Annotated in this window: 20 protein-coding genes, 1 tRNA gene and 3 pseudogenes; 7 read left to right on the top strand and 17 right to left on the bottom strand. The window is 55.4% G+C overall.

The genetic code is table 11. From position 1 onward, the window contains the following. Positions 1–51: 51 nt before the first annotated feature. Both desA and M5B97_RS19465 read left to right on the top strand, forming a co-directional pair. A complete protein-coding gene (gene desA, locus M5B97_RS19470; protein WP_123717023.1) occupies positions 52–1,236 on the top strand; it encodes a delta-9 fatty acid desaturase DesA in 1,185 nt (394 codons plus the stop codon). A 313-nt stretch (positions 1,237–1,549) separates the two neighbouring features. Beyond that, positions 1,550–2,551 (top strand): sensor domain-containing diguanylate cyclase, encoded by a 1,002-nt coding sequence (locus M5B97_RS19465; RefSeq protein ID WP_248732376.1) that lies wholly within the window; start codon positions 1,550–1,552, stop codon positions 2,549–2,551. 25 nt (positions 2,552–2,576) lie between these two features. Here M5B97_RS19465 and M5B97_RS19460 read toward each other — a convergent pair. The 11 genes and pseudogenes from M5B97_RS19460 to M5B97_RS19410 all read right to left on the bottom strand — a co-directional run. Beyond that, a pseudogene (locus M5B97_RS19460) lies at positions 2,577–2,864 on the bottom strand (IS110 family transposase); the annotation flags it as partial. Positions 2,865–2,968: 104 nt separating this feature from the next. Then, positions 2,969–4,246, bottom strand: coding sequence for a 4-aminobutyrate--2-oxoglutarate transaminase (gabT, locus tag M5B97_RS19455; protein WP_248732375.1), 1,278 nt, complete (start codon positions 4,244–4,246; stop codon positions 2,969–2,971). A gap of 183 nt (positions 4,247–4,429) precedes the next feature. Continuing rightward, entirely contained in the window at positions 4,430–5,872 is a 1,443-nt protein-coding gene (gene gabD, locus M5B97_RS19450; RefSeq protein WP_248732374.1) for an NADP-dependent succinate-semialdehyde dehydrogenase, read from the bottom strand. Between the two features lie 439 nt (positions 5,873–6,311). Continuing rightward, positions 6,312–6,626: a RebB family R body protein gene (locus tag M5B97_RS19445; protein ID WP_123717018.1), complete on the bottom strand. Its 315-nt coding sequence runs from the start codon at positions 6,624–6,626 to the stop codon at positions 6,312–6,314. 50 nt (positions 6,627–6,676) lie between these two features. Further along, positions 6,677–6,991: a RebB family R body protein gene (locus tag M5B97_RS19440; protein ID WP_123717017.1), complete on the bottom strand. Its 315-nt coding sequence runs from the start codon at positions 6,989–6,991 to the stop codon at positions 6,677–6,679. An 82-nt stretch (positions 6,992–7,073) separates the two neighbouring features. Then, a complete protein-coding gene (locus M5B97_RS19435) occupies positions 7,074–7,406 on the bottom strand; it encodes a hypothetical protein (protein ID WP_248732373.1) in 333 nt (110 codons plus the stop codon). A 40-nt stretch (positions 7,407–7,446) separates the two neighbouring features. Then, positions 7,447–8,085: a hypothetical protein gene (locus M5B97_RS19430; RefSeq protein ID WP_123717015.1), complete on the bottom strand. Its 639-nt coding sequence runs from the start codon at positions 8,083–8,085 to the stop codon at positions 7,447–7,449. Between the two features lie 82 nt (positions 8,086–8,167). After that, positions 8,168–8,740: a hypothetical protein gene (locus tag M5B97_RS19425; RefSeq protein ID WP_248732372.1), complete on the bottom strand. Its 573-nt coding sequence runs from the start codon at positions 8,738–8,740 to the stop codon at positions 8,168–8,170. An 18-nt stretch (positions 8,741–8,758) separates the two neighbouring features. Beyond that, positions 8,759–8,986, bottom strand: a complete 228-nt coding sequence (locus M5B97_RS19420) for a RebB family R body protein (RefSeq protein WP_003187543.1) — start codon at positions 8,984–8,986, stop codon at positions 8,759–8,761. A gap of 95 nt (positions 8,987–9,081) precedes the next feature. Next, positions 9,082–9,624 carry a sigma factor-like helix-turn-helix DNA-binding protein gene (locus M5B97_RS19415; RefSeq protein ID WP_248732371.1) on the bottom strand — a complete coding sequence of 181 codons (543 nt, stop codon included), beginning with the start codon at positions 9,622–9,624 and terminating at the stop codon, positions 9,082–9,084. Positions 9,625–9,711: 87 nt separating this feature from the next. Then, complete coding sequence (locus M5B97_RS19410) at positions 9,712–10,428, bottom strand: Crp/Fnr family transcriptional regulator (protein ID WP_134660314.1); 717 nt, start codon at positions 10,426–10,428, stop codon at positions 9,712–9,714. 205 nt (positions 10,429–10,633) lie between these two features. On the opposite strand from M5B97_RS19410, the gene M5B97_RS19405 reads away from it, so the two are divergent. The 4 genes and pseudogenes from M5B97_RS19405 to M5B97_RS19390 all read left to right on the top strand — a co-directional run bounded on the left by M5B97_RS19405 (position 10,634) and on the right by M5B97_RS19390 (position 14,257). Then, a tRNA-Arg gene (locus tag M5B97_RS19405) sits at positions 10,634–10,710 on the top strand. An 85-nt stretch (positions 10,711–10,795) separates the two neighbouring features. Beyond that, positions 10,796–13,043: pseudogene (locus M5B97_RS19400) on the top strand (DUF927 domain-containing protein); the annotation flags it as partial. Between the two features lie 98 nt (positions 13,044–13,141). Continuing rightward, positions 13,142–13,983, top strand: a pseudogene (locus M5B97_RS19395) (chromosome segregation protein SMC). A gap of 64 nt (positions 13,984–14,047) precedes the next feature. Further along, a complete protein-coding gene (locus tag M5B97_RS19390) occupies positions 14,048–14,257 on the top strand; it encodes a hypothetical protein (RefSeq protein WP_248732370.1) in 210 nt (69 codons plus the stop codon). A 160-nt stretch (positions 14,258–14,417) separates the two neighbouring features. Here the strand turns inward: M5B97_RS19390 and M5B97_RS19385 are convergent, their stop codons facing one another. Then, a complete protein-coding gene (locus M5B97_RS19385; RefSeq protein WP_248732369.1) occupies positions 14,418–19,277 on the bottom strand; it encodes a hypothetical protein in 4,860 nt (1,619 codons plus the stop codon). Positions 19,278–20,471: 1,194 nt separating this feature from the next. Here M5B97_RS19385 and M5B97_RS19380 point away from each other — a divergent pair. Continuing rightward, positions 20,472–21,224, top strand: coding sequence for a hypothetical protein (locus M5B97_RS19380; RefSeq protein WP_248732368.1), 753 nt, complete (start codon positions 20,472–20,474; stop codon positions 21,222–21,224). A 172-nt stretch (positions 21,225–21,396) separates the two neighbouring features. Here the strand turns inward: M5B97_RS19380 and M5B97_RS19375 are convergent, their stop codons facing one another. Genes M5B97_RS19375 through ectB form a run of 5 tightly spaced genes read right to left on the bottom strand, consistent with a single transcriptional unit; the run spans position 21,397 to position 25,400 of the window. Next, entirely contained in the window at positions 21,397–21,687 is a 291-nt protein-coding gene (locus tag M5B97_RS19375) for a hypothetical protein (protein ID WP_248732367.1), read from the bottom strand. 9 nt (positions 21,688–21,696) lie between these two features. Next, the gene (locus tag M5B97_RS19370; protein ID WP_123717006.1) at positions 21,697–22,320 is read right to left on the bottom strand and encodes a LysE family translocator; all 624 of its coding nucleotides are present in this window, start codon (positions 22,318–22,320) and stop codon (positions 21,697–21,699) included. Between the two features lie 51 nt (positions 22,321–22,371). Then, complete coding sequence (locus M5B97_RS19365) at positions 22,372–23,676, bottom strand: SidA/IucD/PvdA family monooxygenase (protein ID WP_248732366.1); 1,305 nt, start codon at positions 23,674–23,676, stop codon at positions 22,372–22,374. 9 nt (positions 23,677–23,685) lie between these two features. After that, on the bottom strand, positions 23,686–24,153 hold the full coding sequence (locus M5B97_RS19360) for a GNAT family N-acetyltransferase (protein WP_248732365.1): 468 nt from the start codon (positions 24,151–24,153) through the stop codon (positions 23,686–23,688). Continuing rightward, on the bottom strand, positions 24,150–25,400 hold the full coding sequence (gene ectB, locus M5B97_RS19355) for a diaminobutyrate--2-oxoglutarate transaminase (protein ID WP_248732443.1): 1,251 nt from the start codon (positions 25,398–25,400) through the stop codon (positions 24,150–24,152). Before ectB ends, M5B97_RS19360 begins: the two co-directional genes overlap by 4 nt. Positions 25,401–25,620 lie beyond the last annotated feature (220 nt).

The raw sequence follows: 25,620 nt of genomic DNA, 5'->3' as shown, positions 1-25,620 counted from the left end.
TAGTGATAATGCATGAGCTGTTTTTTACTTTATCTGAGGGCCATACAGCCTATGTGGTACAACGGTTTTCTTGATCTGTCGGCCTGGCAACTGGTGGCAGTCACGCTGTTGATGACCCATGTGACCATTGTTGGGGTCACCGTCTATCTGCACCGTTATTCGGCCCATCGCTCCCTGGAGCTCAATGCCGGCCTGAAACACTTCTTCCGCTTCTGGCTGTGGCTGACCACGGCGCAGAACACCCGCGAGTGGACCGCCATCCACCGCAAACACCACGCCAAATGCGAAACCGTCGACGACCCGCACAGCCCGGTCATCAAAGGTTTGTCCACGGTGCTGCGCAAAGGTGCCGAGCTGTACCGCGCCGAGGCGGAAAACCCCGAGACCCTGCGCATCTACGGCAAGAACTGCCCGGACGACTGGATCGAACGCAAGCTCTACACGCCTTACCCGCTGCTGGGTGTGGCGATCATGGGCGTGATCGACCTGCTGCTGTTCGGCACGATCGGTATCACCATCTGGGCGATCCAGATGATGTGGATCCCGTTCTGGGCCGCCGGCGTGATCAACGGCCTGGGGCACGCCGTGGGCTACCGCAACTTCGAATGCCGTGACGCGGCGACCAACCTGGTGCCGTGGGGCATCATCGTTGGCGGCGAAGAGCTGCACAACAACCATCACACCTACCCCAACTCGGCCAAGCTGTCGGTGAAGAAGTGGGAATTCGACCTGGGCTGGGCGTGGATCAAGGTGTTCAGCTTCCTGCGCCTGGCCAAGGTGCAGCGTGTCGCGCCTATCGCGCACCGCGTCGAGGGCAAGGGCCACCTGGACATGGACACCGCCATGGCGATCCTCAACAACCGCTTCCAGATCATGGCCCAGTATCGCAAGCTGGTAATCGGCCCGCTGGTCAAGCAGGAGCTGGAGAAGGTCGATCACTCGGTGCGTCACCAGTTCCGCCGTGCCAAACGCCTGCTGTCGCGGGAAACCAGCTTGCTGGATGATCGTCACCACCTGCGTATCCAGAGCATGCTGGAACACAGCCACGCACTGACCGTGATCTACGAAAAGCGCCTGGCGTTGCAGCAGATCTGGCTGAAGACCAGCTCAAATGGCCACGACATGCTGGCGGCGATCAAGGAATGGGTCCACGAGGCCGAGGCCAGCGGCATCCAGTCCCTGCGTGATTTTGCTCACCAATTGAAGACCTATTCGTTGCGCCCGACGACGGCCTGACCAGAGCTCAAAGCCCTCCTGTGGCGAGGGCGCTTGCTCCCGCTGGGCCGCGAAGCGGCCCCAGCCTTTGGTTTGAATGGGACTGCTGCGCAGTCCAACGCGAGCAAGCTCGCTCGCCACGGGTAGAGCGTTCCCTTTAACTTAACAGCACCCCGGATTTAGCTCGCCACCGGTTTCTGACGTCATTTCTTAGTCAGCCGGATCATGGAACTTCACCGCAATTCCCCTCTCTCAATGAACACTTCGCCATCATTGTGGCCCTTGTAGCGACCGCCGCCCCACCCTTGCGGCGAGCCCAGAGAGAGTTGTGCCGATGGTTCACGAAAAGCCCTTTCAACCTGACCTTCCGACGACCGAACACACTCGCCCGGCTGCGGCGGCAACCCTGTTGGCACTGATGCATGCCCAGGGTGAAGTCGAGCGGCTGAGTGAGCGCGAGCAGTTGCTCAGTTCGCTGCTGGTCAGCGTGAATGCCGTGCTGTGGGCCATCGACTGGGAAACCCGCCGCGTGCTGTACGTGAGCCCGGCCTACGAACGGATATTCGGTCGTTCCGCCGTCCTGCTGCTGGCGGATCAACGTGAATGGCGCAACAGCATCCATCCCGAAGACCTCGACTACGCCGAGCACAGCCTGGCGCGTGTGCTGGAGCAAGGCGCAGTGGAGGACCGCGAGTACCGCATCATCACCGCCGACGGGCAAATTCGCTGGCTGAGCGACAAGTGCTACATCAACCAGCAGGCCGAGCCCGGCAAGCCCGTGATCGTGGTCGGCATGGCCGAGGACATCACCGAAAAAAAGCAGTTGGAGCTGGAGCTGCACCGCCTGGCCACCACCGACGTACTGACCCAAAGCAGCAACCGCCGGCACTTCTTCGAGTGTGCCAACCAGGCGTTCGACAGCGCCTGTGCCCAGGGCACCCCGCTGGCCTTCCTGTTGCTGGACATTGATGACTTCAAGGACATCAACGACTCCTACGGCCATCTGGAGGGCGATCAGGTATTGAGGCGTATCGCCGAGAGCGGTCGAAACGTACTGCGCCGTGGTGATCTGTTCGGGCGCATTGGCGGCGAAGAATTCGCTGCGGTGCTGCCCGGTTGCTCACCGGAGATGGCGTTGCAGGTCGCCGAGCGGCTTGGCAAGGAAATCCAGGCGTTGAGTTTCAGCTACGAGGGCCGGGAGTTTACCGTGACTATCAGCCAGGGCCTGGCCGGCCTGCGCGAAGACGACTCAACGTTGGACAGCCTGTTCGCCCGGGCCGATGCCGCAATGTACGAGGCCAAACGCCAGGGCAAGAACCGTGTGATTACGGGGTAGCTACCGAGCTGGCCCACTCCCCAAAGATCGCTTCAGCATCGACAAAATCATTTTGTTGCCCTTGACGAAAGGCTTAACGAATTGCGGTGAAACCAGTTCGGCCGTGTGCCCCGAGGCCAACTGGCGCGCGACAAAGCCGCGATCCCGCACAGGCTTCCATTACCAACGTGCAGCTCGGTAAGTGGCCGAATAACTGCATCGTCTGCGCTCGCGAGAGCTTCCTGCGAAACACCTCACAGCCCGAGTTATCCTCACCGTGGAGGTGGAAATCATGTGTGCCGTGATCGATACCGATCAGTGCTGACGCGCTCATGATAATGGCCTCCAAAAACAAAACACCCTGCGAAAGCGTAGCTCTCGCAGGGTGTGGGGGTGACCATCTACCCGCCGAAGCGGGTTTTTCAGTCGAGCCTCCGCTTACAGCTCGGAGAAGCACTCTTCGATGATTGCCAAGCCTTTGTCCAGTTGCTCGTCCGGTGAGGTCAGCGGGACCAGTACGCGCAGCACATTGCCGTAGGTACCGCAGGACAGCAGGATCAGGCCCTTGTCACGCGCCTTGGCCACGATGGAAGCCACGGCGGCGGCGTTCGGCTTGTGGCTGTCGCCATCTTCGAACAGCTCGACCGCGATCATCGCGCCCAGGGCACGCACTTCGCCGATCACCGGGTACTTGGCCTGGATCGCCTTGAGGCCAGTCACCAGGCGCTCGCCTACTGCCTTGCAGCGGTCCAGCAGGTGCTCTTCTTCGAACACTTCCATCACGGCCAGGGCCGCGGCGCATGCGATCGGGCTACCGGCATAGGTGCCGCCCAGGCCGCCTGGAGCGATGGCGTCCATGTATTCGGCCTTGCCGCACACACCGGCCAGCGGGAAGCCGCCGGCGATGGATTTGGCAAAGGTGGTCAGGTCGGCGGCAACGCCCATCTGCTCCATGGCGAAGAAGGTGCCGGTACGGCCGGCACCGGTTTGCACTTCGTCGGCGATCAGCAGGATGCCGTGCTTGTCGCACAGTTCGCGCAGGCGCTGCATGAAGGCTTTAGGCGCGACGTAGAAACCGCCTTCGCCCTGGACCGGCTCGATGATGATGGCTGCGATATCACGCGGCTCGGCATCGTTCTTGAAGATGCGTTCGATGCTGGCGATCGAGTCATCGATGCTCACACCGTGCAGTTCGTTCGGGTACAGCGCACGGAAGATACCGCCTGGCATCAGGCCCATGCCGGCCGAGTACGGCACGACTTTGCCGGTCAGGCCCAGGGTCATCATAGTGCGGCCGTGGTAAGCGCCGGTGAACGCGATCACGCCGGCACGGCCAGTGGCGGCACGGGCGATTTTCACGGCGTTCTCAACGGCTTCGGAACCGGTGGTGACCAGCAGGGTTTTCTTGGCGAAATCCCCAGGTACCTTGGCGTTCACTTTTTCACACAGTTCTACGTAAGGCTCGTAGGCCAGAACCTGGAAGCAGGTGTGGGTCAGCTTGTTCAGTTGTTCGGTCACCGCCGCGATGATTTTCGGGTGCAAATGACCGGTGTTCAGCACGGCGATACCGCCGGCGAAGTCGATGAACTCGCGACCTTCAACGTCGGTCACGCTGGCGTTCTTCGCGGATTCGGCGAAGATCGGGTGAATCTGGCCGACGCCACGGGGTACAGCGGCTTCGCGGCGTTTCATCAGGGATGCGTTGGTCTTGCTCATAAAGTCCTCATTCGCCACTCATCGGGTGGCGTGGTCCAAGGCATACGTGGCGGGAGGCAACTACGGCAGCATGCGATGATCGACTGCCACAGCTTTCCCGGCCACTACGAATAACGGGTAAAACACGCAAAGGGTCAGCGCTCTCGTGCCCTTTGCGTTTACAGCAATGCCTTGCCGCGCAGCTTAGATGCCCAGGCAGAGGTATTTGATTTCCAGGTAATCCTCGATCCCGTACTTGGAGCCTTCACGGCCCAGGCCCGAAGCCTTGATGCCGCCGAATGGCGCCACTTCGTTGGAGATCAACCCGGTATTGACGCCCACCATGCCGTATTCCAGGGCCTCGGCCACACGGAACACACGGCCCAGGTCGCGAGCGTAGAAGTAGGAAGCCAGGCCGAATTCGGTGTCGTTGGACATCGCAATCACTTCGGCTTCGTCTTTGAAGCGGAACAACGGTGCCAGCGGGCCGAAGGTTTCTTCCTTGGCCACGGCAGCGTCTTTCGGCACGTTGGTGAGAATGGTCGGTTCGAAGAAGTTGCCTTCCATCACCTTGCCACCGGCCAGCAGCTTGGCGCCTTTGCTCAGGGCATCCGCAATGTGTTCCTGGACCTTGGCCACGGCTTTTTCGTCGATCAACGGGCCGGTGGTGGTGCCTTCGTCGAGACCGTTGCCGATCTTGAGCTTGGCCACGGCCACCTTGAGTTTTTCCGCGAACGCGTCGTACACCGAGTCCTGGATATACAAGCGGTTGGCGCAGACGCAGGTCTGGCCGTTGTTGCGGTACTTGGAAATGATCGCGCCTTCGACGGCCTTATCCAGGTCGGCGTCGTCGAACACGATGAACGGCGCGTTGCCGCCCAGTTCCAGGGAAACTTTCTTGATGTCCTTGGCGCATTCGGCCATCAGTTGGCGACCGATTTCGGTCGAGCCGGTGAAGGACAATTTACGCACGATCGGGTTACTGGTCAGCTCACCGCCGATATCGCCGGCGCTGCCGGTGACCACGCTCAGTACGCCTTTCGGGATGCCGGCGCGGTGCGCCAGCTCGACCAGGGCCAGCGCCGAGAACGGGGTTTGCGAAGCCGGCTTGATCACCATGGTGCAGCCGGCGGCCAGGGCCGGGCCGGCTTTACGGGTGATCATGGCGGCCGGGAAGTTCCACGGGGTGATGGCAGCGGTCACGCCGATGGGCTGCTTGATCACGATCAGGCGCTTGTCGGGTTGGTGGCCAGGAATCACATCGCCGTAGATGCGTTTGGCTTCTTCGGCGAACCACTCGATAAAGGACGCGGCGTAAGCGATTTCGCCCTTGGCTTCGGCCAGCGGCTTGCCTTGTTCGAGGGTCATCAGGCGACCGAGGTCGTCCTGGTTTTCAATCAGCAGTTCGAACCAACGGCGCAGCTTGTTGGCGCGCTCCTTGGCAGTCAGTGCACGCCAGGCCGGCAGGGCCTTGTCGGCGGCTTCGATAGCGCGGCGGGTTTCAGCGGCGCCCATCTTCGGCACGGTACCGAGAATCTCGCCCGTGGCAGGGTTGTTGACCTTGATGGTCTGGTCATTGTCCGCATCGACCCAAGCGCCATCGATAAAGGCTTGCTGGCGGAACAACTGGGTATCTTTGAGCTGCATGTCGGCTTTCCTTAACAGCACCGCGCGCACGCGGAGCGAATTAGAGTTGTTGAAAGGCGCCTTGTGGGCAATGTCGTTCAGTCATGTTTTATGTAGGAGCGAGCTTGCTCGCGAAAAATTCAAAGGCGCCGCGTAAAACCAGAAACGCTGCGTCATCGTTAACAGTTTCGCGAGCAAGCTCGCTCCTACACTGAACGGCATCAGCCAGGGGCTGCCGTCAGGGAAATCAGTCCAGCACGCCAGGATAGGCGAAAGCGCACGGGAGACAGAGCGTTTGAAATCTCAAACGAATCCTAGGATCAATGGGGGGTCAGGGCAATAGTCTGTTCGAAAAAAAGAACGAAAACCGGCGTATTTGGCTCACCTTTCGGATCAAGCGTCCAAACGACAACACCCCCGGCGCCTTTTGGGCGACGGGGGTGTCGGGGGCGACTGCGGTTTAGGATTGGAACGATTTGAGGATGGTCAACAGGCTGGTCAGGTTGTCGGCCACACCGCCCTGGGCGACTTTCTCGGTAGCCGACGCGCCGGCGGTGGTGTCGACGCTGTAGATCTGCATCACGCCCTGGTTGGTGGCGGCCTGGGCCAGGGTGTTTTGCTGCTGCTGCGCCGAAACCGAGTTCTGGAACAGGATCGCCGTGGCCTGGCCCATCGATTGATAGATCGTGCTCATGGCCATTGCCGGTGCCTCGGCAACGACCTTGACGTTGGTCTGGGTAACGGCATCGGTGATTTGCGGGCTGACAGTACTCATGGGTGAAACTCCTTTGTTGAGAAAGAACAACATCCGTTATTGCTCAGTGCTTAAGACTGGAAAGACTTGAGCACGGTCAACAGGCTGGTGAGGTTATCCGAGACGCCGCCCTGGGCGACTTTCTCGGTAGCCGCCGCGCCGGCAGTGGTGTCGACGCTGTAGATCTGCATCACGCCCTGGTTGGTGGCGGCCTGGGCCAGGGTGTTTTGCTGCTGCTGCGCGGACACGGCGTTCTGGAACAGAATCGCCGTGGCCTGCGCCATCGATTGATAGATGGTGCTCATCGCCATCGCTGGCGATTCGGCAACGACCTTGACGTTGGTCTGGGTGACCGCGTCGGTAATTTGTTCGTTAACAAGTGGCATGATCAATTTCCTTATTTAGTACACGGCGCATTCCGTGTTCATGAATGAACGTTGCGAAACAAGCGCTGTGAAGTGTGCGGTTTCAGAATCCGGCAGACTTGGCCAGGGCGGCCTCGATCTGCGCAATCAACTTCTGGATCTCCCTGTCTACTTCACGCTCGAGCTGCGCCCGATCGGCGCTTTCGTCAGGCGTGCCGCTCAACGCCTTGCGTACCGCTTCTTCACTCTGCTCGGCGGCCTTGCGGATGGCCTGCTCGTTGGCCTTCGATTGCTCAAGTACCTGGGCGGCGCGCTTGAGGGTTTCGTCGACGATGGCTTGGGGTGTTCCGGCGAACATCTGCGGGTTGCGCAGCATCGCTTCCAGCCGTTGACGGTCACCGTTGGATAGCACTGAGGGTGTGGAGGGGGGAGCCATGTCGATCTCCTTGGGCACTGCGTAGCCGGCTGAAGGGCCGCTAAAGCCGCACCTCATTGTTGTCCTGCCAGAAACCGGCAAAATAGAAGTCCGTGGCGTTATCGCAACTGGACGCCAGCTCCCAGGGGGTCATCACGGTGGGTCGAGTGTCGAAGATCGGTGCTGGCGGAGGCAGCAAGTTAGCGTTGCTATACAGGTTGCCGACTTCATAAGCGTTCGCGACAAACTGCGAACAGAATGCGGCATTGCTGATAGACACCGACTCATTGATACGGCTCATGATGCCGGGTTCATAAGCCGACACTTTGAAGATCGACAACATCGCGTTCCATTTACTGTAGCGTCCGCTGATGTCCTTGGTGGCCACGTCCCCCAGGAACTGACCGGCGGCATAGGCTGCCGCATTAGCCAAGTCTTCCTGGGTGCAACTGAACACCATGGCTCCGCGCGCAGGGACTTCGGTGGTCAGATCCGTCAGTTGAATACCCTCCCCCACACTTTCGATGACATGCGTGGCATCCACCGCAATGGCCGCGTGTACCACTGGCACATTGGGATCGCCAATTCCAAAAATCCTGGCCTTAAGCCATTGCCCCGCACGGATAAACGCACGGGGAATACTGGTGGACACTTTGTCATCCACTTGTGCCACTGAAAAAACAATATCTCCAGGCTGCATGATGTCGCTCCTCACTTAAGAAAAGTTGCTTTCAAGTTGCTGTTGCACCGTTCCAGCAGACCGCTGGAACGCTGTGCTCGGTTCAGGCCGCTGGCGCAGCCCGGTTGGCCAACGTGTCGGCGTACTTGGCGATGCTCTGGTCGATCTTGTCGATGGCCACGCTGGCGGCCTCGGCTTCCATCGCACCGGCGGCGGCGGCCACCGCGGCTGCCGCGCCCACCAACAGGTCGGTGGCCAAGGCGCCCAAGGCATCCTCGGCGGCGGCCGGCAGGTTGTCCTTGACGATGTTCTCGGTCATTTGCTGGAGCAGCACAGCCTGGGCTGCCAATGCGATCTTGCTGACCCCATCGAAATACCCCGCCGCCGATTGCGCGACCAACCCTGCCGCCTGGCTGATCATCATGTCGGCCGGCACCGCGATCTGGGCCGGCGCATAGGCGAAATTCTGCGCATTGGTGAACTGCACCGCCTGGACAATCTGGCTGTTGAGCGCCGCTGTGCTGTCAGACGGAGGCGTGCTCGCCTGGTTGAGCAAATGCTCGTTCATGCGCGCCATGATCGAGCGCGCAGGGGGTGCTGCCGGGGCGGACGCCGGGGGCTGCGCAGCGGGTGTTTCAGGAGCGGGGCTGGGCTTCTTTCTGCTGAACCATGACATGGCAAGTCTCCCCAGGGTTTAACCCTTCTCGCCAATCTGCATGATCAACGCAACGGCCTTGGAGATCACCGCGTTGGAAATCTGGTTCATGGCCTGCTGGCTATTGACCGCGTTCTGCAACGACAAGCCTGCCGCACTGCTAGCCACCTGATACAACGACGCGATGGCCTGGGCCGGTGCCTCCGCTACCACCTTGACGTTGGTTTGGGTCACCGCGTCGGTGATCTGGCTGTTGACCTCTGTCATACATCTCTCCTTGATGGAATTCACCCGATCAGGGTGGTGGTGGCGTGACGCGCTCCTAAACTAGAACGCCTCGCGCCGACGTCTGTGAACGGAATTCAGCGCAAAACGCTGCGTAGCAATTGCACCCGCTTACGCACCAGCGGCAGCTTCACCTGCAGCTCAGCCGCGATCTGGGGGTAAGGCAGGTCGTCGACAAAACGCATCTCAAACAAACGCTGTTGCGCGACAGGCAACCGCGCCACATGCGCCTCCAGCTGTTCCAGGCGCTCATAACACTCCACCCACTCCAGCACTGATGCGCAGGGGGCGGCGAGCACAGCCAGGTGATCGTGCTCAAGGTCGATGGAGTCATCGAACAACTGCCCCTCACGTTTACCGCGCCGCAGGCTGTCGAGAAACACATGGTCGAGCACGAGAAACAGAAACCCCTGGGGGTCCCGGATACGCTCGGGCGAGCGCCGAAAAAACAGCAGGGCCTTGATCGCCGTGGCCGATAACCACTCCTGGCCCTGATCCTGATTGCCTTTGGCACGCCGCAGCGCGCGACGCTTCAGTTCGCCCTGAACCGCACGCCAACTGGCTTCAAACAAGCGGTCGTCCGCCACCCATTGGTCCTTGAACTGAACAGTCATCCCCATCGCAAGCACTCCTGTGCATCCTTGATGAAGGGCCAGTTTGCGAGCCACAAACAGGCGCCCGCTGTTACCTGGGGAACACCGTGAAAGTTAATTCAAGGCAGACGCCTTGCGCCGCAAATGCTCCAGATCGTTGATCACCATCCGCTCCAGACTGCCGCTGATCAGGCCACTGCGGCGCCACAACTGCAGTTGAACATTGAGCTTGGGGCGACTGGTGTTGAGCATGGCCGCCAACACCCCCTGGTTGGCGGGCAGTGAGACGCTGGGCATGGCAAGGGCCAGGTCGATCTCGCCCATATTGGCCAGCAGAAACCGCGCCAGCCGCGACTCCAGCCGATGCAGGCACACCAATTCGAGCAATTCGATGGCATGGAGCAAACGCACCATCATCAACATCAACAAACGCCGCAGAAACACCGGCTCTTCAAACAACAGCGCAAAATGTCGACGCCCCAGTTGCAGCAAGCGGGTCGGGCCGCCGGCAAAGGTCGAAGACTCACGGCCATGGTCCTCGATCAGCGCCGTCTCACCCACAACCTGCCCCGCGCCCATGCTGCCGATGATCTGCTCGCGGCCGTCCGGCCCGTGAACCACCGAATAGATCCGCCCCTCCACCACCAACGCGATAAATTCGAGGGAGTCGTCCTTGAAATAGAGCAGTTCACGATCATCCAGCGTGCGCTCCACCATATGCGTGGCGACGTAGCGCAAGAGCGGCTCCGGCAGACCTCGGAATAAATCGGAGCGGGCGAGCAAGGTTTGTCTCAGCGGGAGATCGAGCATCACGGTTCCTTTGGAATGCATGCGTTCACCTGGCCAGGGGAAGGGAATTGCGGCGTCACAGCGGTGCTGGCGCTACCAGAGCAAAGCAAACAAAGGGACGTACGGTATGAGGAGTTGTGAAGATAATGGCAAATAGCCGCTTTTGCGGTAACCCAGCCTACTATCGCCAGCGACAACACCGGCATGGACGCATCTGGCCGACATGGGTATGATGTCGCCCGCACAAGCATCCGTAGCTCAGCTGGATAGAGTACTGCCCTCCGAAGGCAGGGGTCGTGGGTTCGAATCCCGCCGGGTGCACCATATAGCAGTCTCGGGCTGTCTCAGACAGTCTACGAAACACCCCAAGAAGCCCGCCCTGTGCGGGCTTTGTTGTTTCTGGCTACCGGATGAGCTGGCACAGCGCGCTGATGCGCCAGTGGTGTTGTATGAGGGTGAAAGGCTGCTGGCACCTCCGCTGTACTGATGCCCGACCACGTTAGCAACTGCTGACCGAACGGCTCCAACTCTTGGCACAAGGCGACCTGACGCCACTCAAAGGGCGTGCTGTGGTGCTATGGCCGGATAACGAAGCAAGCGGCAAGAGCTGCATGGAGGCCATCGAGCTCGAGTTAATTGAGCTGGGGGGCCACTTCAGTACAACGAATCTCGCTCGACGTGTTCAAGCTCAAGCCCAGCAGCAAAGGTGGCAACCCGACACTGATCAAGGGTGGCAAATGGGCGGATGGCGATGATGCAGCGGATGCGTTAGCCAAAGGTTGGACCGCTGACCACCTGACCGAGCTGGTGCGTAACGGCGAGTTTTTCGGCACTGTCACTAAGCCCACTGAGGCCCAAGAACCGAAGGCTAAGGCACCTGCAAAACGTCTTGCGAAATCGAAAAATGACCTGTTATCGGGCGGCTTTCGCCTGACGCCTGAAGGGCGTCTTTTATTTCGGCGATGATGGCGAGGCGCGCCCCGTGTGCTCGCCTCTGGAAATCATCGCCCGCACTCGTGACGACAAGGGCACAACTGGGGCTTGTTGGTTGAGTTCGACGACCCGGACGGAGCCAAAAAACGCTGGAACATTCCGGCCCGAACCATGACCGGCGACTTAGGCAAAGATGTACTTGGCCCACTGGTAGGCATGGGTCTGCGCCTAGCCGGAAGCCGATCAGGGCGCAACGCACGCAATGACCTGCAGAGCTACCTCGGCGACTTCGATAGCGCCCAGTGCGCACGATTGGTGACGCGCCTGGGCTGGCACGACAACGCCTTCCTTTTGCCCGAACAGCAAATCGGCTCGCACGCCGAACACCTGCATTTTTATGAAGCCGGTGCCCAACTGCCACCGATCAGCGAGGCGGGTTCTCTAGAGCAGTGGCAGCAGCAAATCGGCGCACTGTGCGTTGGCAACCACCGCTTGGCGTTTGTCGTCTCTGTGGCCTTTGCAGGGCCTCTGTTGAACCTGCTGGGACATGAGTCGGGCGGCTTCCACCTCTACGGCGACAGCTCTGGAGGCAAGACCACACACTTGCAAGTCGCCGCCTCAGTCTATGGCGGACCGCGTCTGGTGCGTTCATGGCGCTCGACAGATAACGCCCTAGAGTCCATCGCCGCCGCACACTCAGACGGCCTCCTGGTGCTGGATGAAATCGGGATGTGTGACCCACGCATCATTGGCGAAACCGTGTACATGCTCGGCAACGGCACCGGTAAGGCTAGGGCGAATGATCGAGGACAAGCGGGCCGACAGGTACAGGAGTGGCGCTTGCTGTTTCTGTCGACCGGCGAGAAGACTTTGGCGCAGCACATGGCAGATGCCAACAAGGAGCTGAAAGCCGGTATGGAGGTGCGCATGCTTGCCGTGCCTGCGGATGCCAGCAAAGGCCTCGGCATGTTCGATGTGCTGAACGGTTTTGAGGACGCTGCGGCTCTCTCCGATGCGCTCAAAGCCCGTGTAGCGAAATACTACGGCACTCCCCTCACCGCCTTCCTGCACGCACTGTGCGCGCCAGGAGACGTGCTCAGATGGACGGTGATCATTCGCCGCACGGTGGAGCAGTTCATCAACCAAAACCTACCCGCATCGGCCAGTGGTCAAGCCCAACGTGCCGCCCTTCGCTTTGGCCTCGCAGCAGCGGCCGGAGAGTTGGCCACCGCCTTCGGCGTCACCGGTTGGCCTGATGGTACGGCCACGACCGCCGCACGTGTGTGTCTGCATGCGTGGCTAGCAGAACGCGGAGGCGCCGGAAACTTCGAGGGCGATGCGATTTTGGCGCGGCTGAGGCAGGTCATCGAGCGCTTTGGAGAAAGCCGCTTTACGCGCTGGGAATCTGCCGCCGCCAAGATCGACGAACACGGCCCACGCACGATTGATCGGTTGGGCTTTCGCAAGACGATGGAGCACGGCATGGGCGAAGCCTTGCACACCACCAACACCTACTACGTGCTGCCGGAAGCCTGGAGGGCCGAAATCTTCAAGGGCATGAATATCAGTGCGGTGAACAAGGAACTGCTGCACGGGGCGTGCTGGAGCCCGGAAGCGACGGAAAGGCGTACAGCTTGATTCGCCTGCCGGGGTTAGGACCTCAACGCTGCTATGTGGTGAAGACAGTTCCTGGAACGGATGAAAGCGAGGCCAAGGCCGCCTGATGGCATGCCTGCTGATCGAGGTAGCGCCGGCTCAATCCCGGCCTCGCCAGCCATTCGACAACCATCTCTATCAACCACACCACCCAGAGACAATACAGATGAACACTATCCAAGAATTGAAAGACCGCCGCGACCAACTGACCCTTGAAGTGGAGAACATTCAGCTCGACCTGGCGCCCTTTGAAGCTGCACTGGAAAGTCCAGAGGTTATCCAACAGGGCCGTCAACGGGCCGTGCAGGATGAAATCAACGATCACAAAAGATGCATCGACTCGCGAAATCTCGAGATCAGCGCACTGAACCAGAAGATTGATCGCTTTGAGACATTGGGAAACCGTGAGAGCTTGGCTGCGGGCTATCTCAACGATATGGCGAACTGGAAAGCCGACGAGATGGAACTCAACGAAAAGCGCAGCAGCATCGAGACCCGGTTGCAGCAGGTCCGCCAGAGCGATCAGGAAGACATGGCAAAAGCTCGACAAGCTGAAACGGATGCAGCCACCGCCTATGCGCAGGCTGTCGCATGGGGCGACGTGGAGGCGAGAAAGCCGCTAATGCAGAAGCTCAAAAGGCAGCAAAAAACCTCACAGCCGCGGTTGAGCATCACCGCCGTCAACAACTGCTTATCACCGCCCTGGAACAAGAGCTGGTGACGATTGATCTGCACATCACAGAGGCACAAAAAGAACGCGCCAAGATCGAGAAAAAAGCGGCTCACCTGGCTAACACTGTGCTGGAGGAACAATGGAATGAGGCCGCGAAAGCGCTGCTGGAAACAGGCGGTAAGTTGTGGGCCGCACGCGACCTGATTAATAGAGACCCGGTTGCATTGATGAAGCTGGATATCCCTGAACAGGGCGAGCGCTTTGGAAGCTGGACCTGGCAAGAACTCGCAGATCGCTCACGCCAACACAGTCTGATTGACCTATTGGCGGCCTAAACCAAACCTCCCCCGAAGCAGCCTGCGAAAGACAGGTTGTTTCGGGCATACCAACGGTCTCCCCATGAACAAAGCACCACTGAACAGCGCACAGATGCCTGATTACCTAAAGGCCCGCAAGCTTCACTTGAGCGAGATAATTACCGTCATAGCGGGCATGAAAACGCTCAATGCAACGGCAAACAAAAACACCAAAGTTGAGACGCTCACGATTAATGCAATCAAGGCAGAGCTTGATTTCATTGACCTCCAGCTCAAAAGAAAGAGCGTTTGAAAAAGAAGCGGAAGCTCAAGCGGCTTCCGCTTCGCTAGATCCTCCCATTACAAACAAGGCTTCAGATTTTTCGGCTCTGATCTGTGGCGGCTGTGGGATTATGACCGCTTTCAGCCAAAAGTAGCCAAAAGCAGCCATTCACAAACCACAGTGCATTATCTCAGATTTGATAGCGAGTAACCTTTACTCGCACTCCATCGATATAGACCTGATTATTTAAGAATTTATCAATTTCCGCCTCGCAACGAGAATGCTCGTCAGGGGTCATAATAGAGATTTCAGAAAGTTTATTTCCAATTGAATTGAAAGAGGTGCCAATGCGTAAGCCTTGTCCTTTGCTGAGTAGCCAGCGATCATGAATAAGCTCCTTACCGTCTAGCTTATCAATACCATAAATGTATGTTTCAGGAGCAGTCTGGTCAGAAATATTATTCCAAGCTTCTTCAAATGCGTCGCTTGATGAGCAAGCCTCGGATTTTAGATGAGAGGCACGGGCAAGAATATGAATAGGACAGTTGGGATTGGCAGCTTGGATGGATTGCACAACATCAACATCGTCAGCTGTAAAATAAGGATCGCAGAATTTTACGTAGTCAATGCAATACCTGTTCATCCATTGTTGTATATAGGCCAAGCTTTCATCACGACTGTTCGGCCGCACCATCATTCCAACAACCGACTGTGAATCAGAAGCATGAGAAGTGCTTGGTAATTTTCTGCTGACGATAGAAAATGCAAGCTCAGTTGAAAGAAGTATTACTTCACATAGAGGTAAAACATTGAGCTTGGCTTCTTCTATAGTCAGGCTCTTTCTTGATGCATTCTCTATGTACCAGCATAGAAATGGATACGTATCATATAATCCGAGTGAGCTTTTTGGAGATATAAGACCAGCCAATTTAAAATAAGGCTTCGCAGTGATTCTATTTGCCTGTAATGCGGACAAATTTTTCCAGCAAGCCTCTGGAAGATACATGTCAGCGATCTCACGCGAAGAATCAGCCGAGTCGGCGAGATCTTTTTTTGCCTTTATAATATCTATGTTATGTTTCGCATGCATTTTCGCATGCTTTCGAGCTGGGTCATCATCGAACAGCTCTAGAAGAGCATCAGCAAAGCCTGGCTCTAGCTGATCCGCTGCATCGATTAAAGATTTTTGTATAGATGCAGCCTCCTCAAAATCCTCAACATCATGAGACATTTGGAGTGATCTTTTGAGTGCGCTTTTTGCCTCAGCGAGGCTAAAACCTTTACAAGCAAGGGAGTACATTTCTAATCTACCAAGTTTATCACTCAGAGATGGAATGGCATCCGAGCAGTTTTCAGCCTCACTGAATGTATCCTTGAGCAGTTGTAGTTCCTTTCCCGGCAAACATCGTGCAATCTGAATCAGCACGAAAGCTTTATCTGCAATATTTGGGATTTTACGGGCGTCCTCAATTAGCGCCTTCCAAACTCCGGCCCCACTTTCTTTGAGAGTAGATGCACATGCCATTGAGCATATTTTATATCCGTCGTGCTGAATATTTACTGGGTCAGGTAGCTTGGAGTCAATAATTTTTACAAGCCTGTCATAAAAGTCCCGTTTTTGTTGCTGGGTAGTTCTACCTTTGTTCTTTTTGCTTATAACAGCTTCTGTGAATTTTTTTATAACAAGGTAAATACCTGCGTCATAGGTCATATGACCAAGCAAGTCCAACACCATGTGCGCCTCAGTTTGCTCGAACACGCACTGATCGCTATCATCATTTTGAGGTGGATCGTACGTTGTTAACTTTCTGCGAAGTAATTCACATGTATTAAATATTGTTCGGTTTCGTTGCGGCTCGTCTAAAATACTCAACTCGGAAATTGCTGTTTGAGGGCTAGATAGATATAGAGCGGGGAAGGCAATCTCAAACATCTCACGATAAAGAAACTCATTTTTTGCCTTGGTGCGACTTAGTAATGGCCAGCAGTAATCTCTAACAAGGGTTTGGAGCATACTGTCAGAAATCCACGCACGACAAGCTAAGTCAGTATATAGAGAGATTTGCCGTGTTAGTGAGGAAAGTCGCGATACAAGCGATTCGAACCTAGGAATCATGCTCTCGTCCAAGCACTTTTTCTTAAGTGCTACACCGAGAGCACGCGCTAGCAAGGCCAAACATTGGAAAAATGTTTTTTGACTGTTTCTATTCTCGGTCTCAAGATTACCACGTAAGTTAACTGTTTCCGAATAAAGCTCTTCGGCTTTTTCTGAATAATTACATGCCAGCGCCTCTGCAGCTCTAAAACAGATATCATCGCGTCCTGGTGTCGAATGAGTCTTTTCCAGAAGCATTGAGATAGCTTTAGTTAGGTATTCAGCGTCAAGCGGAGTAGTCGATACCTCATATATTTTAAAAATATCTATAGCGCAATCCGCAAAAATTGCGGGGTCTTTTACTCTTAGTACTGCTGTTTTAAGAGTGGCCGCCCAGCCTTCATCGAATTTTTGCTTAGATAAAATATTTGTGCACGAGAGTAATACCTCGTTAAGCACTTTAGATATTTTAATCTTACCTAGAATTTTGATGAAGATCGAACATCTAATTTCTGACGAATTCCCTTTAACCAGTAGCTCTAGGATTTCCGCATACGCAGCAAGCCTATTTTGCTGAGTATTCATTTTCTCTGCAATAGCGACTGCATGATCTAAATCATGCTCTATCATCGCTGGCAAAATTGGTTCAATGCTAGAAAATTGCGAAGCGGAATTTTCCAAAAGTGCCGTAACACATGTACTCAGAGCCTCATCAATTACAGACTTCAGACCCTCCTTAGCATCAAAGCTATTATCCTTATCTATATCTCGCAATGCGTAGAGAAGCCTAGCATAGCATTCTGATTGAATTTCGAGGTTGTTAACTTCGCAAACGTCATAGTACACGTTCAAGAGTCTATTGCACGCGGCGACTCGGTTATATCTTGCCTCGGCATAAGCTAGCGACGCGCTTAATCGAACCCAATCTCGGGTTACAGAAGACTTTTTTATAAGCCCGGATTGACCATCAAACCTTGATACGAAATCTTCTATTTCTTGTTTGCTAATATCTTGGAGATTTAGAGGAGTTGCTAGGTCTGCATAGTCTTTAGCTTTCGGCAAATAAGCAGTCTCCTTGATGATCAATGTCAACGCGTAGTCGATTAACTCTGCTACGCCATCGCGTTTCCCTTGGACAGCTACAAAATCAATAATCAATCTTATTTTGTTTTTATCGGGAATAGCATGCAGAAGTTTTATCAGGCCCTTAGCGCTCTCATTCTTATGATAGTGACTAAAAGCCATTGTAAATGCCTGAAGGGATCTATTTTTTATTTTTCCTTCTAAGTCAGTTTGGACACCGAAAGTTTCGTTTTTTTGATTGGCAATAATGCTAAGTCGTGAAAATGCGAGGTCCCTAACTTTTAAATCATTTTTTTGAAGAGCCTTTTCCAGGACAGCAGTCGCAAGATTAACATCCACCAAAAGCAAATCCTCTGCAATTTGGGATGCCACCTCTTCCTCACCGTTTAGGTCTACCGAATGGGCAAGCGATACAATTTGCTCCATCAAATATGGGTCTATGTTTTTACCGCCTTTCCGTAATCCACTCGCATAAGCCGCAAGCAGCCATAGCTTGGTAACCTTCGTTACTGCGCGCTCGACCAAAATCATTGCGTGCTGCATCTTGCCAATAGCAACCAGTGCATTGATTTCAGCTTTCGACGTCGAAGATTTTGCTAGATCGATAAACAAACTTTTTTGAAGTGAAAACCGAAAGCTATGTATAGCATGAGAAAGCACGTGAGCGCTTTGCATACCTTCTTCAGCACGACTCCTTAATTGTGATAAAGACTGCGTAGAATCTAACAAGCTCTGATAGTGTTCAGCTGAAATCAGTTCCACGAGTTCTAAGTTTTTATTCGTTTGTTGCAGATAAGATGCCAAGTACAGAAGAGAGGTTTCACTTGCAGGTGCCGAGCGTAGGAAATTAATCTGCATATCATTCACCTCTGATCTAAACTCGGCAAGCTTAGATTCTGCAGTTCTCCTGTGTGCAGTCGAGACGAACGTTGCGCTATGGTCTGAGATATCAAAAATTGTGAGTTTCTGGAATGTTTCTAAAACAAATGCCTGATCACAAGTAGCAATTTCCGATATATCTCGAAATCCTACGTTTTGCTTAGAAAATGCCAGTATAGCTACCAGTTTTTTTTCGTCGGTGGACAACTCTTCAAAGTTCTTGAAGTCTAGATTGATAAAGTCGAGATTTTGTTCCGGCCCCGAGGATAAAATTTCTCCCAGCTGCGCTCCCGACTTTATTTGGCGTCGAATAGTGCTCAACCGGCTGGGAATACCTCGACATAGATGAAATATCTCATCGATATCCTGCTCGCTCAAACTATATTCTTTGAAAAAAACTGTAGTTTCCGCCTTGGTCAGTCGTTTTAGCTGGTATGGCTTAGACCCTGTGCCATTTAGATATTTACCAAGGCGATCTTGCGATCCGGAAATTAAGAATCGAAAACCCTCCATGCCTATTGGAAGCGCTTGGGTCATCAGAGCTTCTATATAGGTCTCGTCGTCTTTGGGGATATGGCAGAGCCCATCGATTACGAAATACGCTGGTTTACCGCGCATTCTGGATCGTGTTCTATTTATTAATGTTTGATATTCAGCCTCGTCAATCGCTCCTTTGTCAAAATTAGTGCCATCCAGAAACAGCTTAAGTTGTTCGGCTATTCGCACTCGAATGTAAGAAAGGTCATATGACAACCTGCTTGCTGGGCTCATAAATAGAGAAAAGCACTGTTTTTCATCCCGGCAGACGAACTGTGCAAGCGTGCTGGTTAGGCCTATACCGCTGTCGCCTTCTAAAAATACTACTGCAGTAGAAGAGGTGAAAATCTCTGAAATGGTTTCGAGCACATCATCGCGTGATACTTCACTGCCAACGACTCGAGGAAACGAGTTTCCATAATTCCAGTTATTTAAAATGTGAGTTAATTGATTCATTATTCGTCCTGAAAAAAAATCCGTCGTGATGGCCTTTTACCATGACTCTTCCAAGGTGTGAAGCCCAGCGTTGCGCACACAATGCAAAATATTCGTTGGTACAGGTTGGAAATTTGAAGCTGATGTACCAAAGCTTGGCTGTATCGGCCCATACGTTAGCCAGTGGAATCAGAGCGGGCATTCGGGCAAGTGAGAGCATGTACTTCAGTGGGTGCCCGCACTGCGATAATTCATGCCTGCTCGCCTAATATTGCGTTTACAAGTGGCCACAAGATGTAGAGCTGGTGGGGACTTCGGAAATGTGATGAGCTGCCGAGCGGGCGCTGAGCCTTTCTTCATTACTGAGTAAAGTGATTTCGAGGTCGAAAAAAGTCAGAAGACAAACAGAAATCCGGAAGCTACCGGGGACGTCAATCGATGCCAACGTAGGGGCGATGCAGGCGGCTCGGATGGTTTTGATGCCGACACGTAATCTTGAACCTGCGTGAAGCAAATTTCCGAGATGATCACTTCTCACGGTTCAGCGCTCCATCCACTAGCGGGTTTTGGCCGATATGGGCCATCCACGACCGGTGCTGTCGACCCATGGCTGCCGGTCGCGGAATGCAGCAATCGACCACAAGTGGACACCCGAACTCACGTATCTGTAACGTCTAATTGCCGTGTAACACGCTTATCGGCGAAGCAGTCGCAGCTGTGTAACACCATATTAATCATTTAAAATCATATGCTTATCTACGCCTGTAACACAGGTAACACGCGTAACACGGTTTTATTGTGGTATCCCCTAGCCCCATTAGTGTTGCTACTCCAGCGAAGCAAGGTGGGTTATGTTCTTGGCTTTGATTCGATAGTGGGGACCCTGGAGCATTCTTGAAGGTACGGCGCAGGAAACTCGCGCGTTCGTGTTAGCGGCTGGATTTTTCAAGTTGGTTGACACCCAGGTGTTCGCTATCAGCAACAGATACAGCCACCTTTATCGAAGATGTAACGATGGCCCTTTTTCTTCAAGATCCTTTCAATTTCAACGATTGAAATTTCAGTAACTTCTAGCACCTCCCACTAACTCGATCCCGCGGGTTTCATGCCCCGTACCTTCAAGAATGCTCCAGGGTCCCCAGCGACATATCAGACCTACCCTCCCACCAGATTCGGGGGTATTTTCTCCGGTCACCCACTGGAGTAGGAAACACCATGTTCTGGCGCAGAGACAAACCGCTGAGGGTAGAGCTGCTTACACCCATTCACGTCGCTGCTTCCTCAGCCCCTGCACATCACGAGACATTCGATGACCCAGCTGCCAAGGAGGCGAAAACCAATACAGACTTGGCTTTCAAGCTGATTACATTTGGAGCGCTAGCATCGCAGGCCGCGCTGGTGATCTACGGGTACTCGCTCCTATCCGGCAGATTTCAGCAGTTCGGTATCGACCAGAACGAGCTATCACTGAGCACACCAACACTGCTGCTGCATGGGTACACCAGTCTATTTTCTGGTGCATTGGGCGCTGCGGAACGATGGCCCATCGTAGGACCCGGCCTCCTGGCTTTCGCATTTGTGGCGATTGCTGCGCTCTTTGTTGCGGTTATAACGAGGAGGCCCAAGGCCAACGTAGTGATTGGACTTGCAGCATGGATAGGGATTGCCATGTTTATGGCGTTCTTCGCTCCTGGCGCAGGAGTTCAACAAGGTAGGGGGGCGGGGCTTGCAGATTTTAAAAGGTATACCCAGTTGGAAACTGCCGGGGACCTCGAAGCTGTGGATACCGTGGTAACCGACAAGGGCGAACGCCTGATAGGCCATTTGATCCTGGCGGACAGCAAAAGTACGTTTCTACTCGTGGGCAGGACCCTATTTAAGCTTGATGGTACGACTGGCCGCGTAATCCGTGAGACGGAGCTGAAACAACGTCCTCCTGAGATGGAAAAGCTCCCACCAAAGGCGTAAATCCAAGCGCAGCAGAAAGGGCCATGTATGCCCACGTGTATGCCTAACCGACACACAACCTACGAGACCCAGTAAATACGGAAGCCTAACCGCCCAGTTCAAACGACGCCGGGGCACCAGACACACACAAAAAAGCCCCAGGTCGAAAGACCTGGGGCTTTTTTGCATCCGTTCAGCACGCCCAACGAAAATCCTGAAAGTGCACGCTGCTCGCAGGTACCGCCGCCGGTCGCTTGCTGGCCTGCAGCGAGGCGGCATAACTGATGCCTGGCCCCAGCCCATCGACTATCTGGAACATGCCCTCCAGGCTGCAATCCAGCAGCAAGGCCATGCCCGAATAATCGCTGGCCGGTTTGGCCAGGGGTTCGCGCCAGGCCAGTTCATGCGGTGACAGGTCGATCAACAGCCAGCTGCGGTGTTTGAAGCGCACACCCACCTCCCTGAGTACTTCGTTCCATTCCATGGCAAAGCCTCATCGACTGGCAATCAGTACAGGGATGGCGTTATTCAGTGAAAACGCGACGAGGAATACCGCGAGCCCAACGTCGATCTGCCGCGTGTACTTGAGGAACAGTGCCTTGATCGGGCCTTGGCCAAACAACAGCGCCACCAGTGAGTACCAGATGACCTCCAGGCTTGAACACAGCATGACGACCAGGACTTTATCCAGGTCCGAACGCGGCGAAGAGAGAAAACCCGCATAGATGCTGATCATGAAGGCGATGGTTTTCATATTGCTGATGTTGGTGATGACCCCCACCCGATAAGCCTTGGCAAAGCTGGTCACACCTGGCGCCGAGCTTTCGGCGGTGCCGGTGTTTTTCGCCAGTACACTTTTGATAATGCTGTAGGCGATGTACAGCAGGTAGGCCGAACCGCACAGCGTGGCCACCTTGGAAAACGCCGGATACTGATGCAGCAACGCCGCCAGGCCCAGCAGGGAAATGGTCGAGAAGAACACGCCGACGGTACAGATGCCCAAGGTGGCGCCGATGCCGGTGGAGACTGACCCCAGCGACGAAAACCGGCTGACGATGATGAAGTTGGGCCCGGGGCTGATCACCGCCAGGATGTAGATCAATGCGGCTGTAAACATGAGAACTCCTTGTATGAAGCAGCAGCCGGCAACGGCTGCTGCCGGGTCGGATCAGGCCAGTGCCTGCTCCGGCGCCTCGGTCAACGCCAGCGTTTCCTCCAGGGCCGACAGGATATGCTCGACCCGCAGGGAGATCAGGCTGAACGAACCGGCGTCCCCCAGACCGTGGGAGCTTTCGCATAACCCGTTGAGGTACACAGCGGGCAAGTCGTCCAACGCGGTCAGGCTGTAATCGCGGTTGACCACCAGCGCCCCCTGGGCATCGGTGCGAAACCGCCGGTGATAAGGCGCCAGCAGCGGCGGGTAAAGCTCGCCGTTTTCCTTGGCGGCGATGTCCTTGAAGCCGGTGGCCAGCACCAATGCATCCAGTGCCAGGGTCGAGAGCGTGAGCTGGTTGACCTCCGTGAGCGCCAGTTCCACCTGCCCGGAAGCAGCTATGGACACCTGCTCGATAGCAACATTGTTGAGAATGTGGATGCGTTGTTTGCCCTGCAGTTTTTCTTCATGAATGCGCACGTACAGCGCGTTGATCACATCCTCATCGGCCGAGCTGTAGTTGGTCCCACGCAATTGCTTGTCCACCCGTGCCTTGGCTTCGGGCGGCAGGTTGAAGTAATAGTCGATGAACTCCGGAAAATACACCTTATCGCTGAATGGGCTGGTGTCCTTGAGGCGGAAGCTGAAGCTGCGGTGCAACGAATAGATTTCCTTGTCCGGAAACCTGGCGGTCAGGTCGAGGACAATTTCCACCGCGCTCTGGCTGGAACCCACCACGCCGATGCGTTGCGCAGTCGGCGGCAGCGCATGAATACGCTCCAGGTAGTGATTGAGGTGGAACACCTGCGGGCCAGGCAGGCCCTCGAACACTGCCGGAATGTTCGCCGTGCGCCCTGTGCCCAGCACCAGGCTACGCCCGTAGATGACCCGCTGATCGTTATAGGTGACCTTCCACACCGGCTCGCCCTTGACGTTCAGCGGTTCGACGCGCCTGGCGAACGCCGATGACTCGACGCTGCCCAGAAAATGCCCGGCCACCCATTTGATGTATTCGGCATATTCGCGCCGCAGCGGATAGGTCAGCGGCAAGTTGAGGTAGTCGAACAGGCGACCGGTTTCTTTCAGGTAATTGACGAAGCCATAGCGGCTGCGTGGGTTGCGCGGTGTCACCAGGTCCCTCAAGGGGTTGTTCTGGATGTCCGAGCCGCTGAGCAACATCTCATCCTGCCAATCCGGTTTCTGCTTGGCATCCAGGAAACGGTAGGTCAATGGTGACGCGGCTTCTTCCAGCGCGACGGCCAGCGCCAGGTTGGAGGGGCCGAAGCCGATCCCGACGATATCGTAAATAGTCTCTGACATGGAAAGCTCCTATCCTTGGGCATGGGCCAGTGGAAGATGGTAATAGTGGTAGTCCGCGTTCTCGATAAAGCCAAAGCGCGTGTATAAGTTTCTGGCCCGCGGATTATCCTCAGCACCTTCGATAAACAGTTGTTTGGCGTTAGTTGTCAGCGCGAACTTGCGCGCCGCCGTCAACAATGCCAACCCTACTCCCGCACTACGCTTGGAGGCTTCTACATATAAGTCATTCAATATCCAGAGACGCTCCAGCGTCACACTGGAAAAACTCGGGAAGAGTTGTGTAAAACCAATCACTTCGTTATTTATCTCGGCAACAATAATGATCGACTCGCCCAAAAAGAACCGTTGCTGAATAAAGGCCAGTGACCGCGACACATCGGGCGCCTCCCCATAAAACTCACGGTATTTATCCAGCAGCGGCGCAATAGCCGGCGCGTCATCCAGGGACGCATGTCGGGTAACAATCGCTTGGCTCATGCAGTCACCTCGGCGAACGCTTGCTCCAGTATCTGCAGCCCTTGGGTGATCTGCGCGGGGGTGATGGTCAGCGCCGGGAGGAACTTGAGCACCTGATCGTCGATGCCCGAGGTTTCAATGATCAAGCCCCGCAGGTAGGCCTGGGCCGCGATTCTTTGCGCCAGGGTCTTGTCTTCGAATTCGATGCCCCTGAAAAAACCACGCCCCTTGAGACGGTTGGGCGCCTTGGCGGCGAAATTCTGCGAAAGCGCCGTCAGCGACGCCTGCAGGAAGTCGGCCTTGGCCTTCAACGCCTGGGTAAAACCCGTGTCGCGCCAATAGTGCTCGATCACCGCCTTGCCCGTGACGAAGGCCAGGTTGTTGCCCCGGAACGTACCGTTGTGCTCGCCGGGCTCCCACACGTCCAGATGCGGTGCCAGCAACACCAGGGACATGGGCAAGCCGTAGCCACTGATGGATTTTGACAACGTCACAATATCCGGCGTGACTCCCAGGGTTTCGAAACTGAAAAAGTCGCCGGTACGGCCACAACCGGCCTGGATGTCATCGATGATCAGCAGGATGTCGTGGGCCCGCGCGATATGCTGTACAGCCTGCACCCACGCGGCCGACGCACTGTTCACACCGCCCTCGCCCTGCACGGTTTCCAGCACGATCGCCGCCGGCTTGTCGATGCCACTGCCGCTGCGCAGCATGTTGGCCAAGTACTGCGAAGTGTCCACGCTGTCGCCGAAATACTGGTCGTACGGCATGAACGTCACGTTGTTCAGGGTAACCCCGGCCCCGGCTCGCTTGCGTGGGTTGCTGGTCAAGGCGAGGCTGCCCAGGGACATGCCATGGAACGCATTGGTGAACGCCACGACGTTCTGGCGCCCGGTGTACTTGCGTGCCAGCTTGATGGCCGCCTCCACCGCGTTGGTGCCGGTCGGCCCGGGGAACTGCACTTTATAGCGCAGGTTACGCGGCGCCAGGATGTGCTCCTCGAACGCGGTCAAGAACGCCTTTTTGGCCGTGGTCTTGAAGTCCAGGCCGTGGGTGATGCCATTCTCGGCGATGTACTCCAGCAGCGCGGCCTTCAGCACCGGGTTGTTATGCCCGTAGTTCAGGGCTCCGGCACCGCTGAAGAAATCGATGAATACCTGACCCTGTTCACTGGTCAGGGTCGAGCCTTCAGCCGTATGGAAAGTGTCGGTAAAGTCCCGGCAATAAGAGCGCACGTTCGACTCTTTGCGCTCGAAGATATCCAGGGGTTGTTGAATCTCGGGGACAACTGTATTTGCCAGCGGGTAATTCAGCGTAGCCGTCATGTGAGGCACCGTTTATCAATCCAATTGATGGACTTCTAACAGGCAGAGCGATTTCCCAGTGGCCATGTAGCGAATGCTGAGAAGACTTTAATCCCTTGAAGTCCGCATGCAACTTTTCATCCGATGAAACATGACCCGCTCTGTTGGCCAGCAGGAACAA

The sequence above is a fragment of the Pseudomonas sp. MWU13-2517 genome, assembly GCF_023242545.1.
Lineage (GTDB): Bacteria > Pseudomonadota > Gammaproteobacteria > Pseudomonadales > Pseudomonadaceae > Aquipseudomonas.
Note: the sequence above shows the minus strand (reverse complement) of the source record. Positions and strands in the feature narration are given on the sequence as shown.